The sequence below is a fragment of the Nonomuraea sp. C10 genome, from assembly GCF_008017515.1.
GTDB classification, from domain to species: Bacteria; Actinomycetota; Actinomycetes; order Streptosporangiales; family Streptosporangiaceae; genus Nonomuraea; species Nonomuraea ferruginea.
Genome location: NZ_VPFF01000003.1, coordinates 511,327 through 526,263, shown reverse-complemented (window position 1 = coordinate 526,263; position 14,937 = coordinate 511,327). Strand labels below are relative to the sequence as shown.

At 69.3% G+C, this 14,937-nt stretch carries 11 protein-coding genes; 5 read left to right on the top strand and 6 right to left on the bottom strand.

Going from position 1 to position 14,937, the window contains the following annotated elements:
- Positions 1-10: 10 nt before the first annotated feature.
- Positions 11-568 carry an NADPH-dependent FMN reductase gene (locus tag FR742_RS33970; protein WP_148035393.1) on the bottom strand — a complete coding sequence of 186 codons (558 nt, stop codon included), beginning with the start codon at positions 566-568 and terminating at the stop codon, positions 11-13.
- 101 nt (positions 569-669) lie between these two features.
- Between FR742_RS33970 and FR742_RS33965 the strand changes: the two genes are divergently transcribed.
- Complete coding sequence (locus tag FR742_RS33965; RefSeq protein WP_148035392.1) at positions 670-1,260, top strand: RNA polymerase sigma factor; 591 nt, start codon at positions 670-672, stop codon at positions 1,258-1,260.
- The gene (locus FR742_RS33960) at positions 1,257-1,847 is read left to right on the top strand and encodes a hypothetical protein (protein ID WP_148035391.1); all 591 of its coding nucleotides are present in this window, start codon (positions 1,257-1,259) and stop codon (positions 1,845-1,847) included. Before FR742_RS33965 ends, FR742_RS33960 begins: the two co-directional genes overlap by 4 nt.
- 12 nt (positions 1,848-1,859) lie before the next feature.
- On the opposite strand, the gene FR742_RS33955 is transcribed toward FR742_RS33960, so the two are convergent.
- The 3 genes from FR742_RS33955 to FR742_RS33945 form a co-directional block, all read right to left on the bottom strand.
- Positions 1,860-2,255, bottom strand: coding sequence for an ATP-binding protein (locus FR742_RS33955; RefSeq protein WP_148035390.1), 396 nt, complete (start codon positions 2,253-2,255; stop codon positions 1,860-1,862).
- On the bottom strand, positions 2,248-4,119 hold the full coding sequence (locus FR742_RS33950; RefSeq protein WP_261808942.1) for a SpoIIE family protein phosphatase: 1,872 nt from the start codon (positions 4,117-4,119) through the stop codon (positions 2,248-2,250). The genes FR742_RS33955 and FR742_RS33950 overlap by 8 nt, the downstream gene beginning before the upstream one ends.
- A gap of 107 nt (positions 4,120-4,226) precedes the next feature.
- Positions 4,227-5,549, bottom strand: coding sequence for an ISL3 family transposase (locus FR742_RS33945; protein ID WP_148033658.1), 1,323 nt, complete (start codon positions 5,547-5,549; stop codon positions 4,227-4,229).
- A 197-nt stretch (positions 5,550-5,746) separates the two neighbouring features.
- On the opposite strand from FR742_RS33945, the gene FR742_RS33940 reads away from it, so the two are divergent.
- A complete protein-coding gene (locus FR742_RS33940; protein WP_148035389.1) occupies positions 5,747-6,934 on the top strand; it encodes an MFS transporter in 1,188 nt (395 codons plus the stop codon).
- A gap of 275 nt (positions 6,935-7,209) precedes the next feature.
- Positions 7,210-9,099, top strand: a complete 1,890-nt coding sequence (locus tag FR742_RS33935) for an MFS transporter (protein WP_148035388.1) — start codon at positions 7,210-7,212, stop codon at positions 9,097-9,099.
- On the opposite strand, the gene FR742_RS33930 is transcribed toward FR742_RS33935, so the two are convergent.
- The gene (locus tag FR742_RS33930) at positions 9,014-10,618 is read right to left on the bottom strand and encodes a lipopolysaccharide assembly protein LapB (protein ID WP_148035387.1); all 1,605 of its coding nucleotides are present in this window, start codon (positions 10,616-10,618) and stop codon (positions 9,014-9,016) included. The two genes, FR742_RS33935 and FR742_RS33930, sit on opposite strands and share 86 nt — an antisense overlap.
- Before the next feature lie 581 nt (positions 10,619-11,199).
- Here FR742_RS33930 and fxsT point away from each other — a divergent pair.
- Positions 11,200-13,677 carry an FxSxx-COOH system tetratricopeptide repeat protein gene (gene fxsT / locus FR742_RS33925; protein ID WP_315970657.1) on the top strand — a complete coding sequence of 826 codons (2,478 nt, stop codon included), beginning with the start codon at positions 11,200-11,202 and terminating at the stop codon, positions 13,675-13,677.
- Here fxsT and FR742_RS33920 read toward each other — a convergent pair.
- Positions 13,674-14,831: an FxsB family cyclophane-forming radical SAM/SPASM peptide maturase gene (locus tag FR742_RS33920; protein ID WP_315970656.1), complete on the bottom strand. Its 1,158-nt coding sequence runs from the start codon at positions 14,829-14,831 to the stop codon at positions 13,674-13,676. The genes fxsT and FR742_RS33920 overlap by 4 nt on opposite strands.
- Between the last annotated feature and the right edge of the window lie 106 nt (positions 14,832-14,937).

The following is a 14,937-nucleotide window of genomic DNA, read 5'->3' as shown; positions in this document are numbered from 1 at the left end:
GGGCTTCCTCTCAAGAGACGTACGGATGGGCGAGGCGCGCGTCCCGCAGCGCGCGGCCCCACCAGGTCAGCTGGTCGAGCATGGTGGCGACGGCGCGGAGCCTGCCGTCGGTGTCGCGGGGGCGCCCGTCACCGTCGGCGTCGGCGAGCAGGTCGAGCCCGACCCAGTCGCGGACGGTGACGGCGTGCAGGGCGCCGAAGACGGTGCGGAGCTGCTCGACGGCGTAGAAACCGGTCGAGCCGCAGCCGTAGGAGACGAAGCCCACCGGCTTGGCGTGCCACTCGTCGTAGGCGTAGTCGATCGCCTGCTTGAGCGGGGCGGGGAAGCTGCGGTGGTACTCCGGGGTGACGACCACGAACGCGTCCGCGCTCCCCACCGCCGCGGTGAACTCCCGCATGGCAGGGGTCGCCGTTCCTGGATAGCTGCCGGGGAACGCGTACCCGGCCAGGTCGAGCACCTCGACCGCGACATCGGCGCGCCGGCGGGCCCGCTCGGCGAACCACCGGCCGACCGTGTCGCAGGCGCGGCCGTCCCGGGTGCTGCCCAGGATCACCGAGACGCCCAGCATCGCCTTCTCCTCTCTCGCCGCCGTCACCTGTCAGGCGCGAGAAACCCGCTAGATCGGATCTAGCGGGGGAACTCGTCCGGGTTTGCCGGACAGTACGGCGTATGGATGTGATGCGGACCCGCATACGGGACGGCGATCAACAAGCGTTCGAGGAGCTTTTCGACCAGTACGCCAGAAGCGTCTACAACCACGCCTGGCGGCTGACCGGCGACTGGTCGGTGGCCGAGGACGTGGTGTCGCTGACCTTCCTGGAGGCGTGGCGGTCACGGGAGCGGCTCACACCGGACGGGGGCTCACTGCGGCCCTGGCTGCTCGGGGTGGCCACCCACGTGACGCGCAACCTGCGGCGAACCAGGCGGCGCCACGAGGACGTCATGGCCAGGATGCCCCGTGCCGACGCCGTCCCCGATTTCGCCGACGAGCTGGTCGGTCAGCTCGCCGACCAGGAGCGGCTGGCCGAGGTGCGCGAGGCGATCGGCCGCCTGCGCACGCACGAGCAGGATGTGCTGCTGCTGTGCGCCGGGGCCGGGCTCGACTACGCCGAGGCGGCCGAGGCGCTGGGCATCCCGATCGGCACGGTCAGATCCCGGTTGTCCCGGGCCAGGAAAAAGCTGGAACTGGCCCTGCCCCGACGACAGATGAACGGTGACCGCGGCACCGCGGTCCGGCCCGTCAAGGAGAGCACCCGATGAACATCTTCCCGCAGGAACGGGACCTTCCCGAGGGCCGTCACCAACTGCTCAAGGAGTTCGTGATGACCTCTCTTCAGGACCAGCCGAAGGCGCGTCGCAAGCTGCCGCGCGCCGGCGTGCTAGCCCCCGCGCTGGGTCTCGCCGCCGCGGCCGCGGTGGCGCTCCCGCTGCTGTTCGGCAGTGCCCCCGCGTACGCGGTGGCCGAGAACCCCGACGGCACCGTGACCATCACCATCAACGAGGCCAAGGACCCTGAGGCCCTGGAGGCCGAGCTGAGGGGGATGGGCCACGACATCGTCGTCGACTACCTGCCCGCCGGCAAGAAGTGCGCCACCCGTCCGCGCGGCCAGAACTGGCTGCCGAAGGAGGAGGCCCCGCTCGCCGTCTTCCCGCCCACCATCGAGACGCACGGCTTCCAGATCGACCCGTCACAGATCAAGCCCGGCCAGACCGGCGTGCTGGAGTTCGCGGTGAACGACAACCCCGAGGCGGGCGGCGTCGTGGCGGCGATCTGGGCGCGGGTCTCCGACGGCCCGGTGGCGCCGTGCGACCTGGTCGACGGCGACGCACCGCTCGGCGACTCCTAGCGGAGCCCTCGCTCAGGTGTACGTGACCTCCAGCATGACGCTGGTGCCGTCGCCGTCGCTGTGGATGCTGAGCCGGCTGGCGCCGTGCCTGGCCAGCAGCAGGCCCCGGCCGTTGGCGCTGGTGGACGGCGGCGGCTGCGCCCGCTCCCGGCCGGGGGGCAGGCCGCGGCCCCGGTCGGTGACCTCGCAGTAGAGCCGGTCGGCGCCCTTCCACAGGGTCAGCCGGCCGTGCCCGCCGCCGTGCCGTACGGAGTTGGTGGTGATCTCGTTGACCGCCACCACGAACCGGTACAGCGCCAGCCCGGTCAGCCCTTCCTCCTCGCTACGCCGTTCCACCTCCCGGCGCAGGCTGATCAGGGACTCCAGATCGAAGTCGCGGCTGAGCAGCGTCTCCAGTTCCTCAGCCATGGGCGCCTTCCGGGGAGAGGGGCAGCCGGCGGGCGGCGAGCACACAGGTGTCGTCTTCCGGGTTGGCGTCGGGAAGCTGGGCTATCACGTCGGCGACCGGCTGCCGGCTGCGCCGGGCGAAGGTCCTGTCGAGGGTCTCGATCACGGGGGCGAGCCCCTCGCGCAGCGTCTTGTCCCGCCGCTCGACCATGCCGTCGGTGTAGAGCAGCAACAGGTCGCCCGGCGCGATGGTGACGGCGGCGGTGCCGTAGGCGGCGGTGGGCACGGCGCCGAGCACCGAGCCGTCCGGGCGGTCCAGCTCGATGGTGTGCCCGCCCCGGCTGTGCAGCGGCGGCGGGTGCCCGGCCTGCGCCCAGCGCAGCTCGCCGGTCTCCGGCAGGTAGCGGGCCACCACCGCGGTGGCCGTGCTCGTCCCGGTGCCGCCCATGTACAGCAGGCGGTTGAGGTGGCCGAGCAGCTCGGCCGGTTCGCTCGTGGTGGTGACGGCCAGCGCCGCCAGCGCGTGCCGGAGCTGCGCCATGCAGGCCGCCGCGCGCACCCCGTGACCCGCGACGTCGCCGATGGCGAGCACCACGCTGCCGTCGCCCGCCTGCGCCGCGTGATACCAGTCGCCGCCGACCCGCTCGGCCTGCACGGCGGGCAGGTAGCGGACCGCCACCCGCAGCCGCGGCAGGTCGATCGGCTCGGTCGGGATAGGCAGCACGATCTGCTGGAGGGTGACGGCGAGCCGGTGCTCGGCCTCCAGGTTCCGCTGGTGCTCGCGCAGCTCCTGCTCGACCTTGGACAGCTTGGCCCGGGTGGTCTCGCGCGCGGTGACGTCCTGGATGACGCCGAAGATCTTGGCCGGCCGGCCTTCGGCGTCGCGCACCGCGTCGGCGACCATGCGCAGGTGTTTGACCCGGCCGCCGATCCTGACCCGGTAGGTGAGGTCGATGGTCTTGCCCCGGCTGAAGTCCTCGGCCGCCTGCGCCCGCAGCGGCATGTCCTCCTCGACCGTGAGGGTGTCGAGCACGTCGCGGGGCAGCGGACCGCTCGCGGGGTCGCGCTCGTACACGCGGTAGAGGCCAGGCGACCAGTCCACCTCGCCGGTGACCAGGTCCCACTCGCCCCACCCGAGGTTGCCCAGCCGCTCGGTCTGCGCCGCGCGCTCCTCCAGCCGGCTCTGCACGTCGTGCCTGACCCAGCTGTTGATCACACCGGGGCCCACCGGCCTGATCTGCACCGAGATGGTCATCTCGGCCGGCGCCCGCGCCGCCACGCTCACGTACGGGATGGGGCCGACCTGGCGCGGCATCCCGTCGGCGAGACACCGCTCCCACGCGTCCCACACGGGGCCGCCCACGAGCGTCGGGTAGACCTCGCTGAGCCGCAGGCCGACGATCTCCGAGCCGCGCCGTCCCGAGATGTCCACCAGCTCCGGGCCCGCCGCCATGAACAGGTAGTCCTCGACGCTCCCGTCCTCGGCGCGTACCGGCATCAGCACCGTGTGGTTGCCGGCCACGCCGTCCAGGACCTGCTGGGCGATGCGCGCCCAGTCGCCCGTCTGCGGCGGCTGCCGCAGCGGCCGCAGCGCCGACGCCACGGTGGCGCGCAGCCGCTCGGGCCCCTCCTCGGAGTGCCCCTCCAACGCCGCCACCACCTCGGCGGCCAGCTCGGACACGTCGCGCCCCTGGTCGGCGGCGAGCTCACGCAGGTACGCGTGCGCCTCGGCGATGCGGCACGAGGTACGCCCGGCGAGGATCCCGGCGGCCCGTTCCAGCGCCAACGCGTGATCGCCGCGAACCCGCCCCAGCCGCGCGTCGAGGTCGGCCAGGCGGTCGAAGTAGTTCTGCGAGGGCTCCATCGGTTGTTCAGGACCGTCCATGTCACGGCCACCTGACCCGGCCGGACGGCGGCCTGCTCCTTTGTCCCGGCATATCGCTGTCTATCACCCGTAAGAAGGGGCCGCCAGCGTATCGGGGCTCTTCGAAGTTAAGCGGGGTTGAGGCAGCCGCGGCTTTTTCGTGTGGTGGCGCAGCGAGTGCGCAGTCGTTGTGATTCGGGGTTGCGGAAACCGTAGGCGTCACGGGCGACGGTCTTGATCACGCGGTTGGTCCCCTCGGAGCCCGCGTTGGTGATGCCGGTCCGGATGAAGGCGAGGATCTGTGGCCACCAGGTCTCAATGGTGCTCGCCAGCCGTTCGAGTTCGGGCAGGCCGGAGGCTGCGCACCGATCGTAGAAACGGAACAGCCGGTCGGCGATCACGGTCCGGTCGGGGTGGGCGCGCGCCAGCGCGAGCACATCCAGCAGATCTTCCTTGGCATTCCACGCAGCCAGAATCGGCGCTCCGAGCCGTCTGGGCAGGGCCATCAGATCGTCCAGCATCGGGTCGAGCTGCGAGCCGTGCATCCGGGCGGCCGAGCGCGTCAGCCGGTTGCGTAGCTCCCACTCCCGGTTGCCCTTACGGCCACGCCGCCCGCGCACCTGCACGGTCAGGCGCCGCCGGACCTCGGTGACAGCGGCGTTGGCCAACTGCACCACATGGAAGTGATCGACGACCAGGACCGCGTGCGGCAGCGCGGCCCGCACGGCCGCCTTGAAGATCGTGCACATGTCGATCGCGACGTGCGCCACCTGCTCCTTCCACTCCTGGCCACGTGCCTCCAGCCAGTCGACGACCGCCTGCGTGGTGCGGCCCTCGACCTGGCCGAGCAGGCCCTGACCGTGGGACAGGTCCACGAACCCGACATGCCAGCGGTCCACCACCGCCTTCCACGCCTGCGCCGCCTCGTCATAGACCCAGCGGGGACGGCCACGGCGCGTCTCATCGATCCCCAGCACGGCGACCGGCTCCGGCTCGGCCGGCAGCACCCGCCCGGCATGGACGGTGAACGCCGCCGAGGCCACCGGCCAGGACACCCTGTGATCCCGTGCCGACTGCACGATCGTGCGACCGCCGTCGGCCACCGCCGCACCACTGGACCGGCGTAACCGCTGGGTCAGCCTCGCCCGTGCCGGGATCTGCGGCACCTGCTCGGTGAACGTCTTGCGCGGACAGTCAGCCGAACAGATCCAGCGCCTCTTGCGCCACAGCAGCTGGCAGTGGCGGCCGGCGATCGGCAGATCGCGCGGCTGGGTGGTCACCCACTCCTTCATCCGGGTGGCCATCACCCCGCAGCCGGGGCACACCCGCGCCCGCTCGTCCATCGTCGCCAACCAGACGATCGGCCCCTCACCAGCGTGTTCATCTCTTGCGATGACCTCGACGACGGCCAGGCCATCCAGGCCCAGCAACCGCGTCGTATCGTTGACCATGCTCGCGGCTCTTCTGTTGTGATCTTCTGCGTAGACAACAGAAATGATCGACGAGAGCCGCGAGCTCCCTCAAGAGGCGATCTCACCCCAGCCACGCGACCGGGGGCGGCAGGCAGACCTCAACCCCGATCAAGTTCGAAGAGCCCGTATCGGCCGCCTCAGTCCTGTCACAGGGACCGGCGACGACGGCTTGTAGCATGACACGCCGAACAGAGACCCACCTCCTTGGAGTGCCGATGCGGCGGCCGGTCCAGCTCGTGATCGTCCTGACGGTCTTCATCGACCTGCTGGGGTTCACGGTGATCCTGCCGTCGCTGCCGTTCTTCGCCGCCGACCTGGGCGCCACCGGCATCCTTTACGGGTTCACGGTGACGGCCTACTCGGTCGCGCAGTTCCTGGCGGCGCCCCTGCTCGGCCGGCTCTCCGACCTGTACGGGCGGCGCCCCGTCCTGCTGCTGGCCCTCGCCGGCTCCGCCCTGTCGCTGGCCCTGTCCGGCGCGGCCACGTCGCTGGGCTGGCTCATCGCCGCCAGGGCGCTGGCCGGGGCCTTCGGCGGCAGCATCTCGGTCGCCCAGGCGTACCTCGCCGACGCCGTGCCGGAGGAACGCCGCACGGCCGCGATGGCGCGGCTCGGCATGGCCATCGGCACCGCGTTCGTGGCCGGCCCCGCGCTGGGGGCGGTGCTCGCCCCGTGGGGCTTCCAGGCCTCCGCGTACGCCGCCGCGGCGCTCGCCGCCGCCAACCTGGTCGCGGCCTGGTTCCTGCTCCCCGAGCCGCCCGGACGCCTTGCCGCCCCCGGCCGCACCGGCCCGCCGGGGACCGGCGTGCTGCTCCTGTCCGGGACGGGCTTCCTGACCATGGCGGCGTTCGTCGGCATGGAGACCACGCTCGCCTTCCTCGGCAGGGACAGGTACGGCTGGGGGCCCGAGGCGATCGGCCTGGCCATGGCCGCCGCCGGCCTCTCCATGGCGGCCGTCCAGGCGGGGCCGGTCACGCTGCTGGCCAGACGGTGGGGCGACGCCAGGGTGGCGGCGGCCGGGGCGGTGGTGATGGCGGCCTGCCTGCCGGTCGTCCCCGCGGGCCCCGCCTGGCTGTGCGTGCTGGCCGTGTGCGTCCTGTCGGCCGGGAACGGCCTGGTCACCCCCACTGTGGCCAGCCTCCTCGCGGCGGCGGGCCCACCGGACCGCCGCGGCGCCCGCCTGGGCGCCGGCCAGTCGGCGAGCGCCTTCGCCAGGATCGTGGGACCGGCGGGCGCGGGGGTGCTGTTCGACGCGGGAGTGGCGCTGCCTTACGTGGCGGGGGCGGGGCTGGCGGGGCTGGCGGCGGTTACGGTGCTGGCGGCTGGGAACTCGAAGGCGGTTTCCGTGGGGAACGAGAAGGCGTGATTGCTTTTCGTAAGTACCACCATGCGGTCGAGACGGTGATTCGGTCGCGATAGGCTGACCCACCCGGCGTGGAATATCTGGGTTGAGAGGTCGTGCGCTAATGGCCAAATCATGGCAAACCAGACATAGAACCACGCCGCATGAGGAAGTGTTATTACGACGTCAAGCGATGGCAGTAAGGGGTGAATGCCGTACGCCACGCACCGCGTTCACTTTGTCGCAAACTTGAGTCTAAGAGGCGATGGAGGACACGGAGGTGACCGAGGAGACTTACGTTGGCAGGTGGCGGCGGGTGGAAACGTGACTTCTCGCTGCTCTGGGCCGGTTCAGCGGTTGCCCAGCTGGGCAACACGACCACCATCCTGACAGCGCCTCTCCTCGCGCTCTCGCTGACGGGCTCGACGATTTTCGCGGGCTGGGTCACTGCAGCTGCCACGCTACCGAGGATCCTGCTGCTTCTGCCGGTCGGGGTTCTGGTCGATCGCTGGGACCGGTTCCGCGTGATGTCCGTCAGCACGCTTATGAGGGTCTTCCTCGCGGGCTCACTGGTGGCGGCACTGTTCCTGCTTGATGGCGTAGCGGCTATTTTGTTGGTAATCGTGCTTTTCCAAGGCGTTTGTGTCGTATTCTTCAGTACGGCAGAGACGGCGGTCGTTCCCCGGTTGGTGCCGAATTCCGAGCTCCATACCGCTATGGGGCGAAACGAGGGCCGCACCCATGTGGCCACGCTGCTGGGCCGCCCCCTTGGTCTCTACCTTTTCGAGCTGCACCGCAGTCTGCCCTTCATCGTGGAGTTCGTGACCTCGGCCCTCGCGATGATGCTCCTGCGCGGTATCCGGAAGCGGAAACGGCAGGTCCCGAGGCAGAAGCAGGCGATGAGCAGAGCCGTCTTCGCCCGTGATCTGGGAGAAGGCTTCGCCTTCGTCCGTAAGGACCGTTTTCTGGCCACGACATTGGTCGTCTGCGCGCTGGCCAACTTCTTCTTCCAGACGCTGGCCCTGGTTCTCGTCCTGCTGGCATACGAGCGGCGGCTGTCCAACCTCGTCATCTACCTGCTGGTCGCCGCGTCAGGGCTGGGCGGTGTCCTCGGTTCGGCGCTCGCCTCTCGTATCCTGCGCTGGCGCAATCGTCCGCAGCTGATGATCATCGTCAGCGTGTGGTGCTGGCTGGGCGCGACCCTGGTCCTCCCGTTCGCCGAGGGCAACCCGATGATGTCCATCGCGGTGATGCTTCCCCTGGCTCAGGGGGGAATCGGCTTCTTCGGGGCGCAGCTCAACGTCGCTCTCGCTCTCTACCAAGCGTCCAACGTGCCCGAGAAGTTGCTCGGCAGAGTGACCGGCATCGGTCGGTTCCTCTCCGGTGGGGCGGTCCCCCTGGGCGCGCTGGCCAGCGGGTATGTCATCGCAGGTCTGGGCATCCGGGACGCGCTGATCACCGTGGCGGCGGTGGTCGCGATCCTGGCCATGGGGTTCACCCTGATGTGGTCACTCCCGAAGGTGACCGTCGCGCGAGAGGTCGTCACCCAACGCGCGAAGGCGCTCCTGAAGGGCCTTCTCCACTTCTGTCGCCGTTACTTGCTGCTGCGAGACACCGCGCGCGTACCCGAAGGCTGTGCTGACCTCGTCGCTCAGCATGCGCAGGTTGTCGTGGCTGGAGGGCGGGCACAGCGGCCAGAGTCGCTCGATCGCCACCGTGGCGGCCAGATATTCGGCCCGGACCAGCCGCAGCTGGGTGGGGAGATCTTCGCCGTCCAGCCGGGCGTTGCTGGACGCCCGCATGTCCAGCGAGATGCCGACGGACAGTCCCAGCCCCAGTACGGCCGCCTGAGTCTTGTAGTAGGCGTCCCAGGTCTCGCGGGCGCGAGCGTCCCGCCGTTCCACGTCGCGCTGCTCCTCAGCGGCCCTTCTCGCGTGCTTGGCCTTGGCTCTCTCGGTCACCACCGACCAGCCCGCGCCGGTGAACGCGGCCAGGACTGCGCTCGCACCCGTGATCAGCGCGACAAGAGCGGTATCGGTCGCCGCCGCGAACACGACTTACCTCCCGGACGTACAGGGCCAGGACGAGACAAGGGGGGACGGCTCACCCCTTCTCGAGATCGGCGAGGATCGCGTGCCGGAGCCGGCGGGCGCCCGGCACGTCCGCCTCCCGGTCGACGACGCCGCTGAGCACGGACAGAGCGGCCCGGGGCTGGCCCGCCTTCCAGAGGACCTCGCCCAGACTCGTGTGGACGGTGAGATCGTGCGGGGCACGGCTCACCGCCGCGCGGAGCTCTTCGATGGCGCAGGCTCGCTTGCCCTGTCGCAGTGCGATGCGGCCGAGGGCCGCGAGCGACCAGCTGACGGCGCTGTTGTCGCGCAACACCTCATAGAGCCCTGCCGCGGTTTCGTAGTGGCGCTCCGCCTCCGGCAGGAGGTCCTGCGTGGCCGCGAGATTCCCCAGTAGGGACTCCATCTCCGCGCGAGTGCGCGTAGCTCCCGGCGGACACGTGCGTGCGACGTCCTGCAACAGCTTGCCCGCCCGGTCGAACTCGCCGGCGAACCCGGCTTCGACGGCGGCGGACAGCCGGTCGCGGGGGTTCCTGGAGACAGCGGGCCAGAGCGAGAGGTCGAGTCGCCGCATCGGGGCGAGGAGCCGGGCGTGGACGCGTGCGCCCTCCCTGACCAGGTAGCGGTCTTCGAGCGCGTGGACCACCGGCGCGTGCAGGGCCGGCCCGCTGATCTCACCTGTCGCCGGGTCGGCGCCCCGCATCCAGGTGTCGAGCGTACGAGGGAGGATCCCGAGATCGGCCGCGACCTCGGCCAGTGTGCTCGCGCAGAACTCCAGCAAGGCCGCGTCGACGTCACCCGCGGTGGGAACCGGGGCGGGGTCGCCCCAGAAGTGCGAGCCGACGACCTGGAGAAGGGCGGGATCCACGGTGGGCAACCTGTTGCGGATCAGGTCGCCTTCGTCCCGGATCGTTCTGAGCTCGTCCAGAACGCTGACGATGTGGTGCTGGTCAGGCCGGTGCCCCCGGGTGACCACCAACTGCCCCACCAGGTCGGCGGCGGTCTCGGGAGAGAAGGGCCGCAGCTCGAACTCCGCCGGTTCGGCGATTCCCGAAGCCTTCACCAGGCGCGACAACTCGTCCAGATGCTCCGTACGGACGGACAGGAGCAGATGGAGGCGGGGCAGTTCTTCGACGGTCTCGAAGAGTTCCTCCATGAAGCGTCGCGCATGCTGCTCGTGCCGGGTGGGAGGCCGCAGGAAGGTTTCCGCCTGATCGATGGTGACCAGGGTGGGGACGCCGTGGCCGTCCCTGATCTCCCGCCGCCGTAAGTAGTCGAGGAGCGACAGCCCTGTCAGCCGTGCGGGCATCTCGCCCGGCTCCCAGGAGGACAGCAAGCCGACCAGGTAAGGATTGTGCTGGGGGAGGGCGGCTGTGGGCCAGACGCGGGTAGACGGGGTCCGGCCCACGGGGAGCGGTCGCTTGTCGTGTTTTCGCAGCTCCGGGATGACGCCCGCTCGTAACAACGACGTCTTGCCGGCACCGGACGCCGAATGCAGGATCGTCAGACGATTGTCTTTCCACAAGCTCGCGAGATCGCGAATCTCGGCATTCCGCCCAAGGAAAAGACTGTTCTCGCCGGTGTCATAGGGCCGGGCCCCGATGAAGGGGTTGTCTTGTGGTGCGGAAATCGCTGTCATGGCAGACCTTGCATGCCGAGGACTCGTGAGGCGCGACTATTCGTCGGACGGCGTGCCTCTCCATACCTTCAAAAGCAGGGTAGCCTAGCGAAGCCATCGGCGCTCCGCCCACCACGATTAAAGGACGGCACAACCGGCTTTTACGGCCGGATCAATAGACGGTGGGGACGACGTTGTCGAATCCGGCATACACCTCCTCCTTGGACGCGTCAGAGGAGAGGAGCTCGCGTATCTCTTCGTTGAGCGTAGCCAGGTCCACCACATCGTCCTGTCGTCCTGCGGCAGGGCATCGCATCGGCACGCTCCTCCAGGGGGTCAGTGGCGCGGGGGTGCTCATCATGGACCTATCACACATTCGACATCCTGCCTACTCCACGCGAAATCGGATCTCCATAATTGTGGCCGATGTATCCGTCCGGACCTGGTCGATCCCTGTTGCAGCGGCTATCGTCTTTGTTTCACACTCCATGTCCGCGGCAGGTTCCGCCGTGGGCGAGGCAAGCGGATGGAAGGCGGAGGGAATGCCCGACGTACCGCGGCCCACTGCGCGGCGAGCGATCGATTCTCCGGCAGTATGGAAAGTGCCACCCAGGAACAAGAATTTCACCGGCCGCGACGGCCTGCTGACCCGGTTGCGCAACGGCATCGTCGATCAGGACACCGCCGCGGTCGTGCCCCACGCGCTGCACGGGCTCGGCGGTGTGGGGAAAACCCAGATGGCCATCGAATACGCCCATCGCTTCCGGGAGAACTACGACCTCGTCTGGTGGATTCCCGCCGACCAACCCGGGCTCGTCCGGGCGACCCTGGCGCAACTCGCCCCGAGACTCGGCGTCCCCGGCCCCACCACCACCGGCATCGAGGACTCGTCCAACGCGGTGCTCGAAGCCCTGCGCCGCGGCGACCCGTACTCCCGATGGCTGCTCATCTTCGACAACGCGGACGAGCCGGCAGACCTCCAGGAGGTGATGCCGCAAGGCCCGGGGCACGTGCTCATCACCTCCCGCAACCACACCTGGGAGAGCGTCGTGGACACGGTCGCCGTGGACGTGTTCCCGCGCGCGGAGAGCATGGAGTTCTTCAAGAAGCGCATGCGCCGGGCCATCAGCGACGAGGACGCCGACCGGCTGTCGGAGGCGCTGGGCGACCTTCCGCTGGCCCTGGAGCAGGCCGCCGCCCTCCAGACCGAGACCGGCATGCTGGCCCGCGAATACCTGCGCCTCCTCGAAGAGCGCACCAGCCGCCTGCTGAGCGAGGGCAGGCCCACCGAGTACCCGCATTCGATGACGGCGGCATGGGAGCTCTCGGTCGCCAAGCTCAAGGAATATCTGCCCGAAGCGATGGAGCTGCTGCGGACCTGCGCGTTCTTCGGACCCGAGCCCATTCCTCGTGCCGTCTTCTACCCGGTCAAGGGCCCGATCCGGCAAGGGACGACGACGCTGCTGGCCGATCCCATCCGGTTGGGCAAGGCGATCGGGCGCCTCGGCAAGTACGCGCTCGTACGGATCGAGGCGGAGGCCAACGAGCATCGGACCCTGCAGGTGCACAGACTCATCCAGGCCCTGCTCCGGGAGGAACTCGATCCCGCTGTCCAGGAGGAGATCCGCGAAGAGGTGCACTCCCTGCTGATCGGGGCCGCGCCGCAGGACCCGGCGGACACGGCGAACTGGCCGCGGTACGAAGCGCTTCTTCCCCACATCCGGCCGGCGAAGGTGGAGGAGAGCACCCGATCCGACGTCCGCGACTTCGCGCTCAACGTGCTGACGTACTTGAGCGCCTCCGGAAACCATCAAGCGCTCGATCAACATCTGGAGATCTTCCTGGAGCGGTGGACCGCCGACTCGGGAGAGCGGGACCTGCACGTGCTGCGCGCGCAGCGCATCAGAGGAAATCTGCTGCGCGAGCTCGGCCAGTTCCAGGCTGCCTTCGATGTGGACAAAGGGACGCTCGCGACCATGCGCGACGAGCTCGGCGAGGCACATCCCGACGTCCTGATCCTGCTCAACGGCATCGGCGCGGACCTGCGCGCCCAGGGCGAGTTCGGGGAGGCGCGGGAGCACGACGAGGACTCCGTGCGCCTCCACCGTCAGGTGCTGGGCGAGCAGGACCTGCTCACTTTCCGTGCGATCAACAACCTGGCTCTCGACCTCGCCCTCATGAGCGAATACCAAAGGTCGCGTGACCTGCTGAAGGAAGCGCTCACCAGAGCACAGGCCGAGGGCCAGGCCCTGAACAGGGTGACGTTGCTCAACCTGTGGACGGGCCTCGGCCGGGCGGTGCGCCAGTGCGGCGACTACCAGGAAGCCTGCGACGTCGGCACCGAGGCGCTGGGCTACGGGCGGGAGTACTTCGACGCCGATCACCCCCGGATCCTGCTGGCGCAGAAAGAACTGGCCATCGCGCTCATGCGGGCCGGCGACCGGGAGGAGGCCCTCGAACTCGCCGAGGACACGCACGCCAGATACATGCGCGTGTACGGTCTCGACTCGCCCTGGACGCTGGCCGCCGCCACCTGCCTGGCCAACGCGCTGCGTGCCAACGGGCAGCCGGAGAAGGCCTTCGATCTGGCCCGCGACACGGCACGGCGGTATCCCGGCGTCTACGGGCCCGATCACCCGTACAACCACGGGTGCGCCAGCAACGTCGCACTCCTGTACCGCGTGCTGGGGCAGCCCAAGGAAGCGCGCGAGCTGAACGAGAAGGCGCTCAAGGGCGTGGAGAGCAAGCTGTCCCGCGGTCACCACTATGCCCTGTCCATCGCCGTGAACCTGGCCAGTGACTATGCCGCTCTCGACGATCTGGACCAGGCGTGCGCCCTGGGCCTGGACACGTACCGGAGACTCACCGAGTTGCTCGGCGAGAATCACCCCACCACGCTCGCCGCGGCGGCGAACCTCTCGGTGGATCTGATCAGAGCGGGTGAGACCGAGGAAGGGCAGCGCCTGTCCAGCGCCACCATGGAGCGGTACCACCGAACGCTGGGAGAGGAACATCCGGACACCATCGTGGCCGGTGAAGGCCGCCATCTCGACTGGGACTTCGACCCGCCGCCGGTCTAGGGAAGGCTGCCGGCGGTGCTGACGACTCTGCCGCGGATGTGCGTGACCAGCCGATACAGGTCCCCGCAGTAGACGGACCTGTTGCGGAACCCGGTGCCCGTACGGTAGCGGTGCGGGTAAAGTCCGCCGCCGCAGGTCCGGACGATCTCGCAGGAGAGGCACTCGTTTGACAGCGCCTGTTCGCCGATCTGGCGGGCCGCGATCGCGGGGAGGAGAAGCGCCGTGTCGAACGAGTCGCGCAGGACGTGCAGCAGCGTTCCCGCCGCGCCGTCGTAGGCCGACTTGAGCGTGTCCACCTGTTCGATGGCCCCGTTCGTCTCCACGACCACCACCGCCACGGGGGACAGGCCGATGGTCTCACTGCGCGAATGCCGGCCGCACAACAGCCGGATGATCTCGCTGAACAGCCTGATCCGGGTCCTCCGCGGAGAGGTGGCGCACCAGCGGTCGAAGATGGTGATGAGCCAGTCACCGTAGGGGGTGCGGGAGTCTGACCAGTTCGGCGGTGGTTCGTCCCAGTTGCCGTGTGGGAGGAGGAAGTCCACCACCGGCGGTTGGAACTCCAGCAACGACTCGTAGGTGCTGAGAGGGTCGTTCTCCAGGTCCACCGTACATAGCAGGCCGCTGAAAAGATGCCGGTACTCGTCGGCGGTGAGGAGCCGCAACCCGCGCCGGACCTCCGCGTAGGTGCCTCTGCCGTTCCCCCGTCGCCGGTGCCGATCGTGTGCCTGCTCGTCGCCGTCGACGCTGACTCCTACGCGGACGTCCAGCTTGCGGAACAGGTCGAGGAACGCCTCGTTGAGGAGCACGCCGTTCGTCTGCACATGGACGATCAGATCGACCTCGGGCGGCAGGGCGGACCGCAGGGCGGTCACCGCGTAGTCGATGTGGTCCACGCCGGCCAGCAACGGCTCGCCGCCGTGGAGGATGACCTCGACGCGGGCGAGCCCGTGAGCGGCGGCGTGGTGCGCGATCCGTACGGCTGTCCGGTCGATGACGGCCTTGGACATGCGGCGCGGCATGCTCCGCCAGCTCTGATCGGCCATCTCGTACATGTAGCAGTAGTCGCATGCGAGATTGCAGCGGCTGTGGAGCTTGAGAATGAACTGGCGGAAAGGAGTGGGCCGCCATCCGGATTCCAGGAGTCCCGCCACATCGAGGCCTGACGGCCACGCGGATAGCGGTGACTCGATGTCCGGACCATGGGCTTCTCGCAAGCCGACCAGCTCCCCGGAAAGGCGAATTCAAGGTGTGCCCCGA

What these genes read in the sequence shown, in the direction of transcription:
- FR742_RS33970 (WP_148035393.1), bottom strand. Translation starts at nt 568, where the DNA reads ATGCTGGGCGTCTCGGTGATCCTGGGCAGCACCCGGGACGGCCGCGCC.
- FR742_RS33965 (WP_148035392.1), top strand. Translation starts at nt 670, where the DNA reads ATGGATGTGATGCGGACCCGCATACGGGACGGCGATCAACAAGCGTTC.
- FR742_RS33960 (WP_148035391.1), top strand. Translation starts at nt 1,257, where the DNA reads ATGAACATCTTCCCGCAGGAACGGGACCTTCCCGAGGGCCGTCACCAA.
- FR742_RS33955 (WP_148035390.1), bottom strand. Translation starts at nt 2,255, where the DNA reads ATGGCTGAGGAACTGGAGACGCTGCTCAGCCGCGACTTCGATCTGGAG.
- FR742_RS33950 (WP_261808942.1), bottom strand. Translation starts at nt 4,119, where the DNA reads ATGGACGGTCCTGAACAACCGATGGAGCCCTCGCAGAACTACTTCGAC.
- FR742_RS33945 (WP_148033658.1), bottom strand. Translation starts at nt 5,549, where the DNA reads ATGGTCAACGATACGACGCGGTTGCTGGGCCTGGATGGCCTGGCCGTC.
- FR742_RS33940 (WP_148035389.1), top strand. Translation starts at nt 5,747, where the DNA reads ATGACACGCCGAACAGAGACCCACCTCCTTGGAGTGCCGATGCGGCGG.
- FR742_RS33930 (WP_148035387.1), bottom strand. Translation starts at nt 10,618, where the DNA reads ATGACAGCGATTTCCGCACCACAAGACAACCCCTTCATCGGGGCCCGG.